The following is a 20,175-nucleotide window of genomic DNA, read 5'->3' as shown; positions in this document are numbered from 1 at the left end:
GAGGGCATACGTCACCCGGCGAAACCGCACCCTCCGCGCACCGGTGTCCGACCGAACCAGAGTGCTGCCGCTCCGTCGCCGACCTCGCGCACAGCCGGCAGCTGCCCGCTATCGGGGCACGCTGGGGAACGGCGATGCCACGGGTCCGCAGCTCGCCGTGTGCCAGCAGGAGATCACTCCGGGCGTGCCGTACGACGAGGGCTGCTCCTCGCACTGAACAAGCCCGCCTGCCACTACGGGCGCAGCCCGGAACTCGAATGCCGCGACGCCGGCTGACCAGCTCCCGCTGCACGTCTGGCCCGACACCACGCGACCGACACACGACGGCCTCCGGGGATTGCCGCCCCGGAGGCCGTACGGAACGCGCCGCTCACACCACTTCACCGGAGAAGACGACGCATGCACATCATGACAGCACGAGCCCACAGCACTGCCACCACCGGCCGTGCGCACCGACCCCTCGACGAGACGACCGCGACGCAGATCGCCGACTACGTCGCGAAGGATCCCGTCGACGACCTCATCGCCGCCGGCTACCTCGCCGGCCACGACGGCAACCTGGTCGCACGCCAGCTGCGACGGCCCCAACTCCTCCAGGCCCTCGAGCACTCTGTGTGCAATGCCGTAGAGCCCGACCTCAACGACTTCTACCGCGAGGACCTGGAGCCGGCCGTCGACTGGCACGGCCGACGCACCCAGACCGTCCGCGACCACTGCGCCGTCTGCCCGGTGCGCGCGGCCTGCACCGAGCTTGCCCTCCGTGACCGGGACCGGCATGGCATCCGTGGCGGACTGCCGGAGGAGAAGCTCGCGATCCGGCTCAAGACCGACGCCGACCGACTGGAAGCTGCTCGCGACGCCGACACCCGAGCAGCACGCACCCAGGCCGAGCGTGTTAAGGCAGCCGTCGACGTTCAGCGCATCGCCATCATGCACCTCGGATCCGCGCCTGCCGCCACGAGGGCGGCGAACAACGCCGCTGTCCGGGCCGCAGTCCAGCGCCGGCACGAACTCCTCACCCAGCACCGGCTCGAGACCGGATGGGCGGCTGCAGCATGAGCCGCCCCGCAAGCCACCCGACCCCCGGCGTCAACCGCCTGCTCGCCTCCGCCTCCTGGCTCACCCTCGTCGTCCTCGCCGCCGGCACCGTCTGGCTGCTCGGCGTCCAGCCCCACGGAAACCGGACGCGTCATCGTCGCGGCGCTCGCCAGCGGTGCCGCCCTGCTGGACCTCGCCGGCCTGACACCGCTGCGAGCCATCCGCGGCGCCGCCCTCCACAGCCGAGGAGAAGACCACTGATGCGCATCCCGCGCCTCGTCCGTGCCCTCGCTGGCACGCGTCGGCAAGTCCGTACCCGCCGCCGTCCCGTGGCCGAACGCACCACCGAGTTGGCCCAGACAGTACAGGCCGTGGCCCAGCGGCACGCCCGCAACCGCGACCTGGTCGGCCACCCGGCCCGCCGCGACGACGTTCACTTCCTTGCTGTCCCCGACCTCGTCGGCGCCGAACTCTGCTGCAACGCCGGATCCACGCCACCGCCGCCCACCTTGGCGATATGCCACCCGGCCCTGTCGGCACAGGCCGCCGCCGAGCGGGAGGCGATCCGAGCCCCGGTCACTGCCGACCCGTCTCCTCCGCTGACCACCAACCTGCGGATACCCACCACCAGGCCGGACACGACCCGGGAGGACTCGCCATGACCCTGGACCTCGCGCCCCGCCCGGGCCCGATCCTCGAGCTGCTGACGTCCTGGCAGTTCGTCCTCGGTGCCGTCGTCATGACCCTCGGGCCCACCCTTGTCCTGCGCCGCCACCGGGCACTCCTCGCAGCACGACATCCCCAGCATCGCGCCGCAGAAGCCGATCAGCGGGGCCGGCGCATCGAGGACCGCCTCACCCTGGTGATCGCCGCGGCCGCAGCCGCGCTGTCCGCCAACGGACTGCGCCGGGTCGGACGCCACCAGATGGGGCTGAACGACCCGTTCGACCTCCTGCCCTTCATCGCGCTCGACGTTGCCGCGATGGTGTGCGGCCGCCGCGCCCGACGTCGCGCCCGTGAGGGTGCCGGGCCCGGACTCTCCGGAATCCTCTTCTGGGTCCTGGCCGGCATCAGCGCCGTCTTCTCCGCCGCCGAAGCCGACTCACTACTCGGTGCCGCAGTCCGCGCGGTATGGCCAGTCCTCGCCGCGGTGCTCTGGGAGATCGGCTCCCTGGAAGAGCGCCGTGCAGCCCGGGCCAACCGCGGCCGCACCGACCGCCGCCTGGCGCTCGTCCGCCTGTTCCACCCGGTCGAGGCACTGCGCGTGGCCATGCTGCTCGCTGCTCGGCAGGACCTGCCCGAGGACGAGGCAACCACGGAGGTACGCATCTCCCGTGCCGCCTACCGCTGGTACCGGCTGCGCCGGGCGCAGGAGATGGTCAAGAAAGCCGGCCGCCTGACCCGCTGGGCATACCGAATGCGCGAAGCCTATGCCGACAGCCGTGCCCAAGCAGCCAGCGAGCGTGCCGGATGCGCCGACCCGGACGTGCTGGAACGGGTGGTCGGGCGCCTCCAGCTGCGAGTGCGTCAGTCGGAATGGGCCGGTATGAATCTGCGTAACGCCGCCTCCTTCGAGGCGGTGCTGGCCACCCTGATCGGCACGGGCAACGCAGTGCCGGGCCATACCGACCCGGGCCATACCGATACCGCCAGCACCCATACCTCCCAGGTCACAACCGGTATGGGCACGGCTGGGCACGACGGCCAAGAGGCTCCCGGCACGGACGACGCCACCGGCCACGGCCCCAAGCAGGTGTTGAGCGACGAGGAAGTCATGAAGCGGTTCCTAGCCCGGGTCCCTCGCAAACCCGACGGCACGTTCGCATGGGGCTACAACAAGGCAGCCGCCAAGCTCGGCATCGGAACGGGTCGGTCCCGCAAGTTCCTCGACTCCCAGGCGGAATGGCTCCCACAGGCGCTGCAGCTCTACGACGGGCCCATGCCGAACGAGGCCGACCAGATCGACACAGAGGCCGACAACCTCGACGAGCACTTCGCCCAGGCGCTGGCTGTGGCGAACACGTCGGCCCGGCCGACGCCGCCCACCGTCGAGCGCCGGCTGCTCCCCGTGACACCGGCCGAACTGCTCGAACTCGCGGTGCCGAAGTCGTTCTCCCTGCACCAGGACACCGGCCTGCTCGTGCCGACAGTCAACGGCGCCGGCCGCTCCTGACACCGGCCCGGCGCAGCCAACCCGAGCTCGCAGCTCTCACAGCACCAGCCCCACCTTCAACTGCACGCCAAGATCCACGCCGTCCTGCCCGTGTGAGCGGGCCCAGCCCAGGGCGATTCGCTCGGCCACCTCTCCTCGCGACCGGTGCAACTGTCCGCAGCTCTCCTTGCGCCGCTTCGCCTGCCTCGTTCGAAGGGCCGTGACATGCCATACGACCAGCTGTTTTTCGCCTTCTTCGTCACCGGCACGGCTCCGAGCTTCTGGCTGCTGCTGGCGATAGGCGCGGAGACCTACCTCATCCCGCCCTACCTCGACCGATTGGAGGCCGCCGATGTCTGACACCAACACCCCGGCCCACGGACAGGGGGTGACCCGGTGACCGCTACCCCCGAGGTCCCGCCCCGCCCCGCGTACGACCCCACCGCCCAGGAGCAGCCGGAGGCGCTGGAGGACTTCTGGGCCAAGCCCCGCCGCGTGCATGACCGCGACGGGCTAGGGCATGGGCATCCTGTTCGCCGGCGACGGCTACAAGCGCCTGCGGTCCCTATGGATCGACGGCACGGACATGCTCCAGCTGATCGGCAACGTCACCGCCGCCCGGTACCGCGCCGGCCGACTGCGCGGCCAGTGGGACGACCCGATCGAAGCCGAGCTGGGCGGCAGGGGCAGCGGAACACCCGACCCCACCCTCTTCGCCGACGGCGAGCCCGACTCCCCGGCCGCGGTCCCGTTCGTCGACCTGGACGACGGCGACGACCAGGAGCCGGCGGAGTACGGGCCGGACAAGGTGCCAGTTCTACTCGCCCGCGCTCACGCTGCCGTCGCCGCGGCCGGCGGCCGGATGCACACCGGTCCGCTCTCTGAGGCCCTCGGTCACCCGGACGTCCGGCGGCTCGGGAAGGACCTCAACGGATACCTGCGCGACGTGGGCGTCGAGCGCCCGGGAGGCGGCCAGTTGCGTGTCCGCGGCGTCGAAAGGCCGGGGCTCGGCTACTACGCCGAGACCCTCCAGGACGCCATCGACAAGTACCGACAGTGACCGCACGAACCCATACAACCCAGACAGCCGTGCCCGTAGGGGTCCAGCCTCTGTACGGGTCGCCCGCTTGCGGGTATGGGATGTCTGGGTTTTCCCCAGGCCACCCCTGATAGGCCCGGAAACCGGTCCGACCCGGGACCCGAGCCCGATATCCAGACACCCTCAACACCCCATACAGAAATAGCGCACCGTCACCGAGTCAGACAGGAGCCTGCCGCCATGACTCCGGCCCGCACCAAGGTTCGGCGCAGCCGAAAGCCGTCGTGAGGCCCGCTTGCCGAGGCCCTCGGCCACCCCGCCGGCCAGCCGCGCCACCGTCGCAGCTGGCCGCGAGGCTGCCGCCGCGGAGCAGCATGCCCACAGAAGGTGAGTTGCTTAAGGCTTTATTGGAATGTATGGTGATGGCTGAGCTGATGGGCGGGAATCCGACAAAGTCGCCCGCCCGATGTCACACGCCGGCTCAACAAGACACCTCTAGTGGCGAAGCGCCCCACCGAGGCATCCCGCAGCCGACGCAGCACCCGCCGACCCCAGGGGAAAAGCAACGATGACCAGCTATCACCTCAGCGCCCACCTCCACGGCAACAGCCACACCGCCGCGGACTGGATAGCCACCGCGGACAGCCACTACCAGACCGCCGCCCAGCTCAGCCGCCGGGCAGACAGCACCACCGCGCCGGTCGCTCAACAGATCGCCAACGAGATCGCCCTCGCGCAGTACGCCCGCAGCCGAGCTCAAGACCTCGCCACCAACGCCACAAGCGAACAGTCGCGGCCCCACGAGTCCGAGGCCAGCGACCCCCGAACCGCCGCCGGCGGTGACCCGACGGCTGAGCGACCGGCCGGCCGGCTCCGATCCACCTTTCCGGCACTCGCTATCGACGCAGGTACCAAGAGCGGTGCGGCAAGCCGGGTGAAGGGCACCGGCCTGAAGCGGCCGTCTGCTCCCCGGCACCGCTAAGCACGATTAGGTCGGTCCCGGCGCAGGCATCTTGCCCGCCGGGGCCGCCCGTAGCGGTTAGACCGCTGAATCCGCTGCCCGGCCCTGGACGCGCACCATCCTTTCCCCTTCAACTACCGCACCAGGACAGGAAGAGTCGTCATGTCGAATGCAACATCGGTCCGCCGGACCGCAGCCGCCGCTCTGGGCACGCTCACCGTGCTAGCCCTCTCCGCGTGCGGAGGCCTGGCACCTGCTGAGCACGGCACGGTCAAGGAGAAGCGCGCCCACCACGCCTACACCTCGAACGAGACCCACCAGCGATACAAGCAGAACTGCCGTGACACCACCGTCAAAGACGGCAAGAGCACGAAGACCAAGCGCACCTGCTCCAAGGCCCCGGACGGCTACTCCACCACGACAGTGGCCCACCCTGCCCGCTACGAGCTCGAGCTTTCGAGGGGCGGCCGCACCGAGTGGACCACCGTCTCGCAGGACACGTACGACCGGGTCCAGGTCGGCGACACGATCTGACCAACTCGACCGCGCCTGGCGCCGCAGCGCCCGCCCTGCACAACTCCCGTGCCACTACCGAGAGGCCGCAACATGATCCGTCCGCCCATCACTCCGCTGCCCGAACACGCCATATCTGCCTACCGGCAGGAACAACCATCGATCGCTCGTCTGATCCTGGAGGCTCAGTGGGCCTACCACCAGCGCAGCGCGGCACTCGAACTTGCGCCGGACTCACCGAAGACCCTCGGCCACATCCGCGCCATGTACCTTCACACCGGTGCGCTCCTCGACGTCCTCGCCCTGCGCGATCCCGACGACGACGAAGCCCGCAGCGCCACACACGACCGCGCCATGCAGCTCTGCTTTCTCGACCAGGCGGACCTCAGTGACCCCGATCGAACCCCTACGGACTACCTCCGCACCCAATACAGCCGTCTTCACCGCCACCCCATGACCACCCTGGGGGGAGAACCCGGCTACGAGGGCACCCACGACGGCACCGGCCACGCCGCTCTACTCTCACTCTCCGTGCCGTACCTGGTTCGTGAGACCCTCGACAGCTACCACTGGTCCCAGACCATCGGGCCGGCCTGGCCCGGAAACGACGCTGCGACACGCAGGGCCGAAACCCGCCGGTATCTCCTCCATCGCGGCCTGCTCCTGGATCTGGCCGCCGCGCGCGCCCCGGAGGACGGCGCCACGGCGGTGGCCGCAGCAGCGGCCGGGAACGCCCTGCGGCTACACGACGGCCGCACCGAGGTCAGTGCAGCCGCGGCCCTCGACTACCTGGAGAACGAGTACTTCTACCTCAGTGAGGACGAGACGGATGCCCAGCACCCGGCCGACTGCCTTGGCGGTTGCGGGGGCAGCGCCATCGTGATGACGATCATGACTTGGGACGATCAGGGCGACGGGATCTTCGTGCCCGTCCACCAGGAGCCGGCGGAGTGCCTCGCCGGCGTCCCGCATCAACATCCCGAAGGCTGCGCGGACTGCGGCGGGCACGGATTCACGTACTCCCGAGGTGAGCGCCACCGGTGCTTCGGCCTCGACATCCCGTCGCTGGACTACGACGACGAGGCGCCATTCTGACGTCCCGCGCCGAATCACCACACCCGGCAACAACAGTGTGATCTCGCCCCGCCAGGCAATCCGGCGGGGCGATTTCTCTGTTCGGCGGGGCCAGGAGGTGATTTCTCCCCTCCGTGAGCGGCTGACAGCATCCGAACTGGCAGCGGCCAAGGGGGAGAGATCACTCCTCGGGACAACGGAGAGATCACCCCCCTGTAAGCGCTGAGGCGGTGGGGGAGAGCTCTCCCCCACCTGGCCCATCCCACCGGCACCTGTGGCTTCGGGGGAGAGATCTCACTCCACCACCAGGCTCAGAGACCGCCCCGCCAATCCGAAATGATCAAGGTTGCCTCTCCTGTTTCCCCTCTTAGCGCCCCTCCTGGTGCCCTTCCTGTTGCCTCTCCTGTTGCCTCTCCTGTCGCCCCCGCGACGCCTGGTGAAGAGTCAAAGCTGGAGGTCAGGGGCCCAGACAAGGGGACAGCAGCACGCCGACTACTTCCCTACAGGGCCTTAGCAAGGCTTGAAGCACGTGTGAAGGCGAGAGCTGGACAGACGGTTAGAGGAGATGAGGTGGATGGCTGAGGATCGGGAGAGAAGGGTTGGGGACGGAAGAGTGGAGCAGGAGGGGAGTCGGAGAGGCGGGCTGGAGAGGGTGAGAGAGCAGCTGCTGACAGTACGGCAGGTGAGCAAGCATCAGGGAGTCGGAGCGGAGGGATCGGAGTAGAAGAGTTGGACGGTGGTGATGAGCAGAGACTTGAGGCGGAGACGGAGGCCGGCGTTTCGTCGGTGGGATGGAGGCGTCGTGGTGGGTAGATCGGATGGCGAGAGATAAGGCAGGCCGGGAGATGGAGATGTGGTGGACGGAACAGGTCGTGCGTGGCGGGTTGAGACGGAGTGAGGTGCGTGGCGCGGCTGGTGGCCGATGAGTGGAACACTTGGGCCGGATCTGCGGCAGAGGGGGTGCGGGGCGGTGCGGATTGGCAGGCGCGGCGGGGGATAGGGGATGGGCTGACAGGCGGTCAGACGGGCCGTGGCGGGCGCGGCGGAGACAGAGGACAGGCAAGTGGGAGTGGGCGGGGTGCCGGGACGGCATGGAGGCAGCACAGCTGCGCCCGCTCACGGTGTGAGCGGGCGGGAGGGGGCGGGCGCTCCATGGAGGGCGGGCCGCCGTCGGCGGTGCCCGCCGTGGGCTACCGGTACCGGCGTCCAGCCATCTGCTCCAGTGCATCTACGAGAGCAGCGTGGACGAGAGGGGTCGCCGCGACGACGAAAAAGAGTTACGCAATCCGCTCCGGGTGTGCATCCGCCTCGCTCATGAGGGCACGGCCGACGGCACTGGCCGCCGCCGCCGGAGAAAGCCCGGAACCCAGTGCCAGCAGGTAGCGCGCGGTCGTGACGTCCAGGGCATCCGGAGAGCTCAGGGCCCGCAGGACCTTCCCCAACCGAACACCCCACCGCTGGGCCAGCAGCGTTGCTACGGTCTCGATGATGAACGACACCGCATCGGTGATGTCGCTCGAAGGTGCCGGCTGAGACTCGCTCATTGGGTACTACTCCTCTCTTCATCCATTCATCTACGGCGAACATCCGGGCCCCGCTCCAAGCGGAGCAGGGCCCGGCGACACAACTACGGGGCCAGCTACTTGGTCAGCGCGGCCAGCTCCTCGGCCAGATCCTCGACCTGAAGCCGGAGAGCCGTGATCTGCCCATTCATCTGGACGATCGGGTCCATGGCCGGGGTGACATCCGGGTTCCCGGAAGCGCTGGGCGTCAGTGAGTCCCGCTGCTGCTCCAGCGTCCCGATGAGCTCCACGGCGGTCGCGATCTCAGCGGTCAACTTCTCGACCCGCGCCTGCTTGGCCGCCTCCAGGGCAGCATCACGCTTGGCCTGCTCCGCCGCACGCTGCGGAGCGAGGAATTCCTCGTAGGCAGCCACCAGCTGCTCCCGGTCCGACCGCTCCAGCCAGTCAGCCACAAGGGCGGTCACCAGGTCGGCGAGAGCCTTGGCCGTCGCACCGCTCGCGGGCAGGGAGGCAGTGCCCGTAGCAGTTGCTGCGCCCGCGACGTCGCGAAGGCGGTAGACCGGGGTCTCGTCCGTGATCTCCTCCAGGTTCACGAGCTTGTGGCCCACGACGTAGGGCAGGTTGGCGGTGCCCAGCGCGGGCACGTTCATCCGCTCGTTGCGGTTGACGGCCGAACCCATCCCGAACTGGACGTTCACCAGACCAGGAACCTTGGGGAAGAGGTTGTAGTCGGGGTGGATCACGAACGAACCCACCGGGATGAGGCTGTCCTGGCCAGCGCGGTCGACCTCGTAGATGGCCTCGCCGTGCTCGCCGATTACGACGTTCGCGGTGTAGGTGCGGCCAGCGGGGGTGGTGATGTTGGACATGGTGTCCTCCAAGGACGCTCTGAGTTGGGGGGCCGGGCGATCGCCCGGCCCGATAGGGAATACTCTACATGCAAATAAAGACTTAAGCAATCACTGGGGCTGGGAGAGAGTCCAATCGCGGCTGAGGTCCTGGAGTTTGGCAGCGAGGGCCCGGTGGACGGGGCCGCCGTCAATGGGGTCTTCGGCAGTCTCGGCGTAGCCGAGGCGCTGCTCTCCGGCGCCGGTGATCTCCAGCAGGAGGTCGACCTCCTGAGAGGTGAGCGGGGGGAGCTGGAAGGTGGGGGTGGGGTAGGTCCAGTTGTTGGGGATGGTGAAGGGGGTGGTGAAGCCGTCGATGACCAGTCGGACGCGGTGCGGGTCCTCGGAGTGGGGGCTAGCCTCATGGACCTTGCGGCGCTGGCCATCCAGGTAGATGGTGTCGCCGGTCTTCAGCTCGTCAGCTCGCGTGTCCTGGAACTCCATGGCGGTGCCTTCCGATTGGTCCGGCGGGGGCTGCTGCCGCCCCGACTCACAAGAGTTACAGTACACCTAGAAAAAGAGTTAGGCAATGGCTCCCGGTTGAAGGAGAGGAAGCCGTCCCCGGCCGTCCCCTGCCGGGCCGCTGTCCGGCCCCTGCCGCCCGGCCCGCCGCCTCCGGTTCCCGCCCGGGGTCGGGGTGGTGGTTGTCCGGGCCGGTCGCCGGGACAACCCCGCTCCTGCTGCGGGATCGGTGGTGGGACAACGTCGCTTCCGCGGCTGGCCGCTCCGCCGGCCTGGCCGACTGCTCCGTTGCCGTTCCGGCCGCCGCCGTCCTCCGGTTGGCGCCCCCGCCCGCCGCTGCCCGCCGTTGCTCCGCCTGGCCGCCCGGCCGCCGCCTGCCCCGGCCCCTGCCCCGGCCCCTGCCCCGGCCCCTGCCCCGGCCCCTGCCCCGGCCCCTGCCCCGGCCCCTGCCCCGGCCCCTGCCCCGGCCCCTGCCCCGGCCCCTGCCCCGGCCCCTGCCCCGGCCCCTGCCCCGGCCCCTGCCCCGGCCCCTGCCCCGGCCCCTGCCCCGGCCCCTGCCCCGGCCCCGGGCGCCGGTGCCCGTCCCGTCCGGGGCGCCAGCCGGTCGTCGGCCGTGCTGCCGCTGTCTCGCCGCCGGGCCCGCCGTCCGGCGCGGCTGTCGGCGGCGGCGGGGGAGTCCCGCTGCCGCCCCGGCCGTCTGGCCCCGGGTCTGCCGCTGCGCCGCCCCGTGTCTGCCGGCTGCTGCTGTGTCGTTCCCTGGGTACCCGACGGGGCTGGGGAGAGGTCTCTCCCCGCCCCGTCGCCGGCCCCTGCCCGGCGCCCGGGGTCCGAGGTCCGCCCCGCCCCGCCCGCCGTCGGCCTGCCGCCGCCGCCCGGGTCGCCGAGGCCGTCGCCGGTCGGCCGCTGCTGTGTCGTCGCCTGGGGGTGTTCGGTCCGGGTGGGGGAGAGACCTCTCCCCTCGTCCCGTTGCTGCTCCGTCGCCGTGGCCGGCCGCTGTCGTCGGTCCGCCCGTCTGCCCGTCTGCCCGGGCCGCTGGCTTCCCTGCCTGCGGGGCGGGCGCCGGTCCGGGCTGCTGCTCCGCGGGCTGGCACCAGAGCGCGGTCTCAGTGTTCGCCTTTGGGTTCACTCGTTCTCGTTACAACAATCCGTCCCGGGGTGTGTACCGGTGTGGCTAGACTGCCCTCGGGCGTTACATCTTCGGTGGGTGTGGGGTGGGGCATTGTCCTGGCCGGCGCCCGCCCGGCGGGCTGCTCCTGGTGGTCCGTGGTGCCCGGCTGGTGCCCGGCTGGTGCCCGGCTGGTGCCCGGCTGGTCCCCGGCCGGCCGGGGACCGGTCGCTTGTGGCCCATCGGAAGTCTCCGCCCCGGCCCCGTCGCGGTCCCGGTGGGTGGCTGCCGTGCGCGTCCCTCCTCCTCTTCTGCCCTTCTGGAGTCCCTGGTGTCCTCCTCTCGTTCGCGTTCCTCCCGTGCAGCCGCGGACAACACCGGCGATTTTGGTGCGGGCGGCCCGGGCGAGGTCCCGGCCGCCGGCGCCGCCCCGGCGGCTGCGGCCGTCGAGGGGCTGGTGGTTGCGGAGTCCGCGTCCGCGGCGAGCGGTGCGTCCGCCGCCGGCGCGGCCCCGGTGCCGGCGGAGCGGGGCTCCGTGCCGGCTACGGTGCCGGGGGCGTCGCCCGTGCCGGCCGCTGCGGGCCCGCTCTCCGTGCTCACCCCGGCCGCCGTGGTGCCTGCCGCGGTGCCGGCTACGGGCGGAGTCCGGGGCGTCTCGGCGGCCGCGGTGCCCGGCCGGGTGGGGGCCGGGCGGTCCCCGCGTCGCCCGGCTGCCCCGGCCCGGGTTGCTGATCCGTCCGCCTCCGCCCCGGAGCCGGTTGCGGCCGGGGGCCGGGTCCTTCCCAGCCCGGAAGACCCGTTGTGGGCGTCGGTCCCGCTGGCGCTGCGTCAGAACCTGGCCATGTCCGCGTACCAGCTGGTGAACCCGGCGCGCGGTCACCTGGCCACCCCGGCGGGCCGCAAGCTGAGGGGCGCGCTGGGGGCGGCGGCCCGGGGCAGGATCACCGGCTCGCACTGGCACGTGCTGCTCACCGCTCCCCGTACCGCGTTCGGCGGCCCGGGCAGTGCCCGCGCAGAACAGGCGTACGCGTGCCTGCAGCGAGTGGTGACCGGCTACCCGCAGCTGCGGCCCGCGCCGGCCACCGTCGCCGCGGCGGAGCTCACCGACGGGGCGGCCGCCGCCGTGCCCGCCCACGGCCCGGCCGCCTCGACCGGGCCGCAGCCGGATGCCTCCTCGCCCGCTGTGCCCGCCGCTGCTCCCGTGCCCGGTCTCCCTGACGCCGTGCCCGCCTCCGCCGCCTCGCCCGTCGTTCCCGGCCGGGCCGTGCCCGCCTCCGCCGGCCCGGCCGGGGCTGCCGCCGCCTCGCCCGCCGGCCCGGCAGCTGTGCCCGCCTCCGCCGGCCCGGCCGGGGCCGTGCCGCTCGCTGTTCCCGGCCGGGCCGTGCCCGGCACCGCCGACCTCCCGGTGCAGCCAGCCGCCAGCCCGGCGGCGCCCGCCCTCCCCGGCCGGGGTGCGGCCGCCACCGCCGCACTGCAACCCGCCGCCAGCCCGGCGGGGGTGAGCGTACCGACCGCCCCGGCTCCGGCCGCCGCGCCCGTGTCCGTCCCTTCGGCCGCTGCTGTCCCGGCTGCTGCCGTGGCTGCCGGCACCGCCCCGGCTGCTCCCGCTACGGCTGTTCCGGTCTCTCTCGTGGAAGACCTGCGTACGACCGTTGAGCTCGGAGCGGTCCTGTGCGTCACCGCCCCCGCGGCGTCCGCCGGCCTGGGGGTGTCCTCCGCTGCGGCGGTCGTCGCCGCAGCACTCGAGCAGATGCCCGTCCTCCTGTCCGCGCTCTGGGTCCGGCCGCACCCCGAAACCGACGAACGGTCCCTGCGCCGCGCCCTGTACACCGGGCTCGGTCTCGACCAGGAGCAGCCGCAACCCCGCGCGGTGAACCGCACCCTGGAGCTGATCGCCGCCGAACTCGACGGCTCCGGCCGGCTTCTGGTGGTGCCCGACGCCCACCGCCTGTCCCCTGCCGCGCTTCAGACGCTCTACGGACTGTGGGCACCCGGCGGCCCGGAGCGCTTCGCCCTGGTCCTGGTCGGCGAGCCCGCTCTCCACACCGTCCTTGACCGCCCCGAGCTGGCGAGCCTCAAGTCCTGCGTGTTCATCCGGCACCGCCTGGCGCCCGCCCCGGCCGCTGCCGGCGTCCCGGCGCCGGCAGCGGAGGAGACTGCGGCCGCCGCTCCGGCTGCTGCTGCCGTCCCCACTTCCCGCCCGGCCGCTTCGGTGCCGGGTTCTGTACCGGCCGCCGCCGCTGGAGAAGGGGCTCCGCCCGCAGCCGAGGGCACACTCCCGGCCGCCGCCGTCCCGGCTGCCTCGGCCGGCCCGCAGCGGCACGCCGTCCTGCCCCCTGTGTCCGGCCGGGTCACGGCCGCCGACCCGGCCGCCGTGGCCGCACCCAGGGCCTGCGCCGACCCGGCGGAGCCAGCCGCTGACGTGCCCGCCGCAGGGGGCACCCCGCCCGCCCAGGCGGGCGGCCCCGCCGCGGTACCGGCCCCGACCCCGCTCCAGCCCGCTGCGGGTCCCGGCGACGACGTCGTTCCGCACCTGCCCGCACCTGCCCAGGCTCCCGTGCCCGCGGTCACACCGCCTGCCCGGCCCGCCGCCGCGCTGGAGCCCGCAGACCCGCCGCCGTTCCCGGCCGGGACGGGAGCGGCGGCTGGCGCCGACCCGGTACCTGCCCACGCTGCGCCCGGCGCGCGGACGGGCGCGGACACCGCGCTGCCGACTGCCACCCCAGCCCCGATGCCCGGCTCGCTGTCCCCGCTGTTCCCGGTGCCGGCCGGGGCGCCGTCCGCCCCGGCAGGGATGGAAATCAGCCTGCTGGGTGTGCTGGCCGGCCCGGGGGGCCTGTCCGGAGAGGCCGCGGGTGTGCTGGCCGAGACGCTGTCCGTCGCCCCCACGCTCGCCAGCCCGGCACCCGAGGCCTCCGCCGGGCCGCAGCCGGACCCCGGCACGCCCGCCCCGCTCCCGCCCGCCCCGCTCCCGCCCGCCCCCGCCGCCGCCGGCCCGGAGGACGACTCCGCAGCGGCGCGTCCGGCCCAGGACCCGCACCGGGCCCCGGCCCCTGCCGCCGCTCCGACCCCGGCCCCGGGTGAAAGCACGGGTGGGGGTCTGACGGCAGTAGCCCAGGCGTTGAGCGACACCGCCCGCCAGCGCGGCATCATGACACTGACCGGCCCCGCATCCACCACACTCCTGGACGCCCTGGCAGCCGTGGCGAGCGGCCCGGACACAGCCGCCCTGGAACTGCCGGGCCTGGACACGGTAGGCCCGCTCACCGTGTGGATCCACCCCGAGGCACCCACCGACCGCGCCGCACTCCTACGCACCCTCTACACCCGCCTGGACCTGGACAGGCACGGCCCTCAGCCCCGCGCCGTGGCCGACACCACCGCCCTGATCACAGCCGAACTCCAACGCACCCACCGCCCGGTGATCGTCACACGCGCCCACCTGCTGCGCACCGACGCGCTGGAACACCTGTACAGCGTGTGGAAGCACACCCGCTTCACCCTGGTCCTGGCGGGCGACCAGCACCTGGACCCGCTGCTCGGACGTCCCCGGCTGGAGGGCCTGAACTCCCACGTCTTCCTCCGGCACCGCCTGCCGGCCGCCGCCACAGGGCACGCTGCTGCTGTCCCGGGCCCCGCCGCCGGCATCGCGGCCGCCGCCGACCCCGCAGCCCTGGCCTCACCGCCACCGCCCGCCGCTGCTCCGCCCGCCGCCGCCGTGCCGGACGCCTTCGCCCCGCCGTCCGAGCCCGCCCCGAACCCCCAGGACGCCCCCGTGCCCACCACCCCGGCCGGCTCGCCCCTGCAGCCGACCGGCACCGCCGTCCCGGCCCCAGCAGCCGGGACCGGGGCCGTCGTGCTCCTGCCGGCCGCTGCGCCCGGCTCCGAGGCCGCCCCGATGCCCACCGCGCCCGTCCGGGCCGTCGCCCCGGATCCGGCCGACCCGGGGCCGGGAACCCGCCGCGTCCCGACGAGGGACATCGGCACCACCGCCCTCCCGGCGCCCGCCCCGCCCGCCGCCGACGGCTCCGCTGACAGGGCGCTCCTCCCGACCGCCGCACCCGCCCCGGCAGCCTTCGACTCCCCGACCGGCGACCCCGTACCGGCACCCGCCACCCCGAACCCCCAGGACATCACCGTGCCCACGCCCCCCCGCACCGCCGACACGGCCCCCGCCCCGACCCTGAGCCCGGGCCCAGCCACGCTCCACGAGGCCCGCAGCGCCCTCCCACAGCTGATCCGCGCCACCAGCGAAGGCATCTCCACCCTGCTGACCCGCGGCACCCACCACGCCCTGCTCACCACCCCCACCACCGCCAACGCACTCGGCTGGGACCTGACCACCGCCGACCTCCACGGCACCGCCGACGCCCGCAAGAAGCTCGGCGACCTCATCCAGCACGCCGCCACCGGCCACCCCCAGGTCCTGCGCCGCCACACCACCCCCGTCGCCGTGCTGCTCCCCGCCACCCCCGACGGCACCCCACTCCCGCCCGCCGAAGCACCAAAATCCCCGTCCGGCAGCGGAGAAGACGCGCCACCCGCCGCCCTGGCCACGGCCGGCCCGGCCGCCGCCCCCGCAGTCCCGGTCGCGCAGCCAGCCCCCGGCCGGGCCGACCCGGGCGCCGTACTGCCGCCCGCCGGCCCGACTTCGCCCGGGCCGACCCCCGCCGCGCAGCCAGCCCCCGGCCAGGCCGACCCGGCCGTCGTACTGCCGCCGGCCGGCCCAACCCCGACCACCACCACCTCGAGCGCGCCCGTGCCCGGCACTGCCCCGGACAGCCGGCCCACCCCCGCCAGCCCCTCCACGACGACACCAACAACCCTGCCCAGAAACGTAGTTGACGCGCCAAGCGACACCCTGTCCGCCGCCCCGGCCGCACCCACCGGACAGCCGGCCCCCACCTCCGCCGCCCCGGCCGGCCAGCCCGCCGTCGCCCCCGGCACAACCGTCCCGAGCACCGCCCCGGACACCATCGCGCCTGCCGCCGTCCCAGCCGGTACACCCGTGCCCGAACCGGCCGCCGACACCGCCACCCCGGCCGCTCCGGTGACCACCGCTGCGCCGTCTGTCCCGACCGCCCCGACGGTGCCCGGTGTGCCCGGTGTTGTACCGCCCGGCACTTCCGCCGCCGCGCCCGCCACCGACACCGCCGTCCCGGCCGCCGAGGTTGTACCGCCCACCCCGCCCGTCCCGGCGGCTGCTGTGTCGCGGACCCCGCGCCGTCTCGCCCCGCTCGCCCAGGCCCTGGACGCCGTCCTGACCCCCACCGCCCTGGCCTCCAGCACCACCGCCGAGGACGACCCCACCACCCCCACCGGCCCGCGCGGCCTGCCCACCGGCATCCCCACCCTCGACGACATCCTCGGCGGCCTCCAACCCGGCCGCTTCTACCTCGCCGCCGCCGCCCCCGGAACCGGCGCCAGCCTCCTCGCCACCACCGCCGCCCGCACCACCGCCCTCGACCACCACCAGCCCGTCCTCTACGCCGCCTCCGGCCTCACCCGCGCCGACATCGCCGCCCGCATCGTCGCCGCCCACCTGCCCGTCGACTACCGCCGCCTGCGCACCGGCCGCCTCAACCCCACCGAACAGGCCGACGCCACCACCCTCCAGACCGAACTCGCCGCCGCCCCCCTCTACATCGACGACGGCACCGACCTCACCCCCACCGCCATCGCCGAAACCATCACCGACCTACCCGGCCTCGCCCTGGTCGTCGTCGACCGCCTCCAAGCAGCCGACGACCCCCGCCTCCCCCTGTCCGGCCCCCGCCTCACCGACGCCGCCCAGGCCCTCGCCCACCTCGCCCGCACCCACCACGTCCCGGTCCTGGCCATCCTCGACACCGACCACCCCGACCTCATCACCACCCTCGGCCTCGACACCACCCTCACCCTCCACCCCCACCACCCCACCCACCGCCACCACACCGACCCCACCACCCAAGTCCTCCTCACCATCACCGAACGCGACCTCGGCCCCCAAGCCACCCTCACCCTCACCGCCGACCTCACCCACGCCCGCCTCACCGACTACACCCCCTTCGACCCCCACGCCGACATCCCCCACCTCACCCCCGACGAACTCGACGCCATCACCCCCTTCCCCACCACCCCAGCACCGGAGGCCACCACCACCCCAGCACCGGAGGTGCCCACCCACCCCACGCCGCAGGCGCCCCACCCCACCACCACAGCGCCGGAGGCGCCCACCCACACCACCGACCCCGCCCCGGCCACCCCCTGGCCACCCGTCACCACCCCCGGACACCCCACCCCGACCCCCACCGCACCCCCGACTCCCACCGCTGCGCCCCAGCCCGGCTCCGAGCCCACCCCCGCCAACCAGGCAGCCCCGAACACCCCGGCCACCCTGACGCCCGACCAGCCCCCCACCCACCCGCTGCGCCCGACCCAGGCACCCGCAGCCCGTACAGCCGCCTCCAAGCCCGCCCGCAGCGGGAGCGGGGACTACGCGGGCCGGGACTACGGCTACTACCTCGACATGATCAGCTCGGTCGTCGAACAGACCCTCCAGGAGCACGGCGGCGACACCGACGCCGCGATCACAGACCTGGAGAAGAAAGCAATTCCAAACGGAATGGCCCTCTTCGAGGCAACCCGAGTAGGCGGAAACTACGAGCACACCGTCTACCCGGAACGCCTCGAATTCCTCAGCAAGAAATCCCGCGACGGGGCCGACGACATCTGGGAGGGCCGCCACAAGTGGGAGAACGGCCCGCTCATGGACCAGCTCAAGGCCGGCACCCACCCGGACGTCGACGTCGAGGTCCTGGACACCAACGCCGCCTTCTGCAGCGCCCTGAAGACCTGGCTGCCCATCGGCGCCCTGCAGCACCAGCCTGACGGCGGCTTCGACCCCAGGCGCGCCGGCATCTACCTCCTGCCCAAGCGCCCCACCTGGGAACACCCGCACCTGCCCGACCCGATCGGCAACCGCCGCGAGCCGGGCCCTGTCCTCCTGGACGACGCCACCATCCGCCTCCTGATCCGCTGCCACAAGCTCGGCCTCGCCGAGGCCCCCCACATCACCCAGGCGTGGACCTCCGGCGCAACCGAGAACCTCGTGGAGAAGTTCCGCCGCGTCCTCACCATCGGCCGCGAAAACGCCATCCTCGAAGGCGACGACGTCACCGAGAAATACATCAAGGCCATCTACGCCAAATTCGTCTCCACCATCGGAGAATCCACCTTCAACCGCGACCTCCGCCGACCCGACTGGATGCACATCATCCGCAGCCAGGCATTCGCCAACCTCTGGTACAAGGCCCACCGCGCCCACGAGCACGGCCTCACCATCGTCCGACTCCGCGGCACCGACGAACTCCACATCACCGGCGACACCGCATGGCGCACGGTATTCAACGAAGGCCGCCTCACCACCCAACTGAAGCTCAAGACCCAGTACACCCTCAACGCGAAGGCCGCCTAAAAGTGTCGACCGACGGATGGAAGAACTTCGGCAAATACGGCGCACACCTCGACCCCGGAAACATTCACGGGAAAATCGCCCTCGGCCGCGCCCTCGAAGACGCCCTGGAACGGATGATCATCGAAGGCGGCATCAAATCACCACCCACCACCCGCCGCGGCCTCACCGCCCGCATGCGCTACCTCACCACCACCCAAGGCGGCGCCCAAGCCCTCGCCGACGCCGGCATCACCGCCGCCCCCAAGACCATCCGCGCCTGGACCAAGGGCAAGCAGCACCCCCTCCCCACCAACCTCGAAGCCATCGACACCGCCTACTGGAACCTCCGCGCCGCCAACATCCTCAACAACCCCGGCGCCTTCAAACAGCACCTCAACAACAACGGCAAAGGCACCAAGGTCGAGATCCACCCCATCAACCAGGCCGTCGTCGACGAACCCCGCCGCCGCGACAACCTACGCATCCGCACCCTGCAGGTCCGCTACGTCTGGGACGACGCCGTCGACGCCATGGTCGCCGGCGACGCCAGCAAGCTCGAAGACGTCTGGGACGACGTCATCGCCGACCTCGACTCCGACTGGGGCGCCTACACCTACATCTCCCACCTCGGCCTCGGCGCCTAACCACACACCCCCTCAACCGAGCCACACCCACCACACCCCAGCTACGCCCTGACCCCCGCCCAGACCAGCACCACCAGGCACAACAACGCCCACACCCCCACCGCTGCGCCTCCGCGGTGTCCCGGGGCCGGTGATGCTGCCGGCCAGGGCGAAGAAGACGCCGTGGCGGCGCGCGGTGCGGCGCCAGGCGCGCGCTGTTCAGGCTGCCCTCGTAGAACAGGGGCGTTGACCCGGCCGGTCACCGTGAGACGTCGCCGGCCACGTCCAGGACGGCCGACCAGCGGCCGCCAGCCCCGAGCCCGACCAAGTGCGGGCCCGGGCCGCGGCCGCCGGCCGACGCGAACCTCGCGAGCCGGCCCGGGGCCGTGAAGACGACCTGCGCACGCTGCCCGTCGACGGCCCAGGTGCATGCCCAGCGGCCGCAGAGGCCAGCTGATGACGTCGCCGGCGTACATCGTGCCGCCGTCCACGAGGACCGCCCCGTCGCCGGCCGGCACCCAGCTGTGTACCGCCGGCCCCGGGCCGCCGTCCGGCCGACCAGGAGCCGGCCGACCAGGAGCCGGCCGACCAGGAGCCGGCCGGACGGCGGGCCAGCGGCACCGAGGCCCCGAAGCGCGCCCCCGAAGCGCGCCCCCGGAAAGCAACGCCCGGTTCCTACTTCGGAAGAATTCCCGGTACAATTCACGGAGGGCACCGAAGAACGAATCCCCAGTGCAACCCGAATAAGGGCACAGGCCTTCCGGCGGGATTCCCTGGCAGATCAATTCTGATACAGGACCCGACCCGGCAGAGCGGTACACAACTTCGCCCTGCGGAGAGAAGCGCATAGGGATAGCAACGCGCTCTTCGCTCGACAGAGTTGACCACCATTCAAGCGCGTTACAAAAATGCCCCAGGAACCCTGTACATACCCTAGTCAGGTCGCTAGAATTGCCCCAGTGGTACAGACCAGTTGGGGAAGTTTGTAACTGACTGAGAGTTACGAATCTTGAGCTGATGACTTGTAACGCAGCGGGGATCGTGACACACTGGACACCGGTACAGAACAAGGGCAGCGCCCGGAGGGCGCCCCGAAGAAGCCGAGGCCGGCCCGAGAAACAGCATCGACAACAGGGCAGCAAGACCCCTGAACGAGGAACAAAACCCCAGTTCAGAGCCATAATTGAAGCTACGAGGACCCGGAAGGAGGAGGGGATGCCCCCAAGTCCGGACGTTACACAGGCCGGCCCTGATACACAGTCGACCGACCGGAGTTGTACCGGACCACCCTCCCAGTCAGCCAAGAGCCACGGGTGGCGTTACATCATTCCGTCACGATAGTGACGGCGCGTCATGTGTCCGG

13 protein-coding genes are annotated in these 20,175 nt (G+C 72.3%); 10 read left to right on the top strand and 3 right to left on the bottom strand.

The window, feature by feature from the left end; translation table 11 throughout:
• Window positions 1–408 precede the first annotated feature (408 nt).
• The 8 genes from OG689_RS44430 to OG689_RS44395 all read left to right on the top strand — a co-directional run bounded on the left by OG689_RS44430 (window position 409) and on the right by OG689_RS44395 (window position 6,798).
• On the top strand, window positions 409–1,059 hold the full coding sequence (locus OG689_RS44430) for a WhiB family transcriptional regulator (RefSeq protein WP_266329340.1): 651 nt from the start codon (window positions 409–411) through the stop codon (window positions 1,057–1,059).
• Between the two features lie 350 nt (window positions 1,060–1,409).
• On the top strand, window positions 1,410–1,700 hold the full coding sequence (locus OG689_RS44425) for a hypothetical protein (protein WP_266329339.1): 291 nt from the start codon (window positions 1,410–1,412) through the stop codon (window positions 1,698–1,700).
• Window positions 1,697–3,211: a DUF2637 domain-containing protein gene (locus tag OG689_RS44420; RefSeq protein WP_266329338.1), complete on the top strand. Its 1,515-nt coding sequence runs from the start codon at window positions 1,697–1,699 to the stop codon at window positions 3,209–3,211. Before OG689_RS44425 ends, OG689_RS44420 begins: the two co-directional genes overlap by 4 nt.
• Window positions 3,212–3,415: 204 nt before the next feature.
• Window positions 3,416–3,550: a hypothetical protein gene (locus OG689_RS44415; protein ID WP_266329336.1), complete on the top strand. Its 135-nt coding sequence runs from the start codon at window positions 3,416–3,418 to the stop codon at window positions 3,548–3,550.
• Between the two features lie 160 nt (window positions 3,551–3,710).
• On the top strand, window positions 3,711–4,250 hold the full coding sequence (locus OG689_RS44410; RefSeq protein ID WP_266329334.1) for a hypothetical protein: 540 nt from the start codon (window positions 3,711–3,713) through the stop codon (window positions 4,248–4,250).
• A gap of 547 nt (window positions 4,251–4,797) precedes the next feature.
• Entirely contained in the window at window positions 4,798–5,211 is a 414-nt protein-coding gene (locus OG689_RS44405; RefSeq protein WP_266329332.1) for a hypothetical protein, read from the top strand.
• Window positions 5,212–5,352: 141 nt separating this feature from the next.
• The gene (locus tag OG689_RS44400; protein WP_266329330.1) at window positions 5,353–5,724 is read left to right on the top strand and encodes a hypothetical protein; all 372 of its coding nucleotides are present in this window, start codon (window positions 5,353–5,355) and stop codon (window positions 5,722–5,724) included.
• A gap of 72 nt (window positions 5,725–5,796) precedes the next feature.
• On the top strand, window positions 5,797–6,798 hold the full coding sequence (locus OG689_RS44395) for a hypothetical protein (protein WP_266329328.1): 1,002 nt from the start codon (window positions 5,797–5,799) through the stop codon (window positions 6,796–6,798).
• 1,256 nt (window positions 6,799–8,054) lie between these two features.
• Here the strand turns inward: OG689_RS44395 and OG689_RS44390 are convergent.
• The 3 genes from OG689_RS44390 to OG689_RS44380 all read right to left on the bottom strand — a co-directional run bounded on the left by OG689_RS44390 (window position 8,055) and on the right by OG689_RS44380 (window position 9,631).
• The gene (locus OG689_RS44390) at window positions 8,055–8,321 is read right to left on the bottom strand and encodes a hypothetical protein (protein ID WP_266329326.1); all 267 of its coding nucleotides are present in this window, start codon (window positions 8,319–8,321) and stop codon (window positions 8,055–8,057) included.
• A gap of 95 nt (window positions 8,322–8,416) precedes the next feature.
• Entirely contained in the window at window positions 8,417–9,169 is a 753-nt protein-coding gene (locus OG689_RS44385; protein ID WP_266329324.1) for a hypothetical protein, read from the bottom strand.
• A 90-nt stretch (window positions 9,170–9,259) separates the two neighbouring features.
• Complete coding sequence (locus OG689_RS44380; RefSeq protein WP_266329322.1) at window positions 9,260–9,631, bottom strand: hypothetical protein; 372 nt, start codon at window positions 9,629–9,631, stop codon at window positions 9,260–9,262.
• A gap of 1,964 nt (window positions 9,632–11,595) precedes the next feature.
• Between OG689_RS44380 and OG689_RS44375 the strand changes: the two genes are divergently transcribed.
• Complete coding sequence (locus OG689_RS44375; protein ID WP_266329320.1) at window positions 11,596–18,210, top strand: DnaB-like helicase C-terminal domain-containing protein; 6,615 nt, start codon at window positions 11,596–11,598, stop codon at window positions 18,208–18,210.
• 2 nt (window positions 18,211–18,212) lie between these two features.
• Window positions 18,213–18,833: a hypothetical protein gene (locus OG689_RS44370; RefSeq protein WP_266329319.1), complete on the top strand. Its 621-nt coding sequence runs from the start codon at window positions 18,213–18,215 to the stop codon at window positions 18,831–18,833.
• The last annotated feature ends 1,342 nt before the right edge of the window (window positions 18,834–20,175 follow it).

It is taken from the genome of Kitasatospora sp. NBC_00240 (assembly GCF_026342405.1).
Classification (GTDB): Bacteria; Actinomycetota; Actinomycetes; order Streptomycetales; family Streptomycetaceae; genus Kitasatospora.
The sequence above is the reverse complement of the archived record's forward strand: the minus strand, read 5'-3'. Positions and strand labels throughout refer to the sequence as shown.

Coding starts and splice junctions, on each gene's coding strand:
- OG689_RS44430 (WP_266329340.1), top strand. CDS start 409: ATGACAGCACGAGCCCACAGCACTGCCACCACCGGCCGTGCGCACCGA.
- OG689_RS44420 (WP_266329338.1), top strand. CDS start 1,697: ATGACCCTGGACCTCGCGCCCCGCCCGGGCCCGATCCTCGAGCTGCTG.
- OG689_RS44415 (WP_266329336.1), top strand. CDS start 3,416: ATGCCATACGACCAGCTGTTTTTCGCCTTCTTCGTCACCGGCACGGCT.
- OG689_RS44410 (WP_266329334.1), top strand. CDS start 3,711: ATGGGCATCCTGTTCGCCGGCGACGGCTACAAGCGCCTGCGGTCCCTA.
- OG689_RS44405 (WP_266329332.1), top strand. CDS start 4,798: ATGACCAGCTATCACCTCAGCGCCCACCTCCACGGCAACAGCCACACC.
- OG689_RS44400 (WP_266329330.1), top strand. CDS start 5,353: ATGTCGAATGCAACATCGGTCCGCCGGACCGCAGCCGCCGCTCTGGGC.
- OG689_RS44395 (WP_266329328.1), top strand. CDS start 5,797: ATGATCCGTCCGCCCATCACTCCGCTGCCCGAACACGCCATATCTGCC.
- OG689_RS44390 (WP_266329326.1), bottom strand. CDS start 8,321: ATGAGCGAGTCTCAGCCGGCACCTTCGAGCGACATCACCGATGCGGTG.
- OG689_RS44385 (WP_266329324.1), bottom strand. CDS start 9,169: ATGTCCAACATCACCACCCCCGCTGGCCGCACCTACACCGCGAACGTC.
- OG689_RS44380 (WP_266329322.1), bottom strand. CDS start 9,631: ATGGAGTTCCAGGACACGCGAGCTGACGAGCTGAAGACCGGCGACACC.
- OG689_RS44375 (WP_266329320.1), top strand. CDS start 11,596: ATGTCCGCGTACCAGCTGGTGAACCCGGCGCGCGGTCACCTGGCCACC.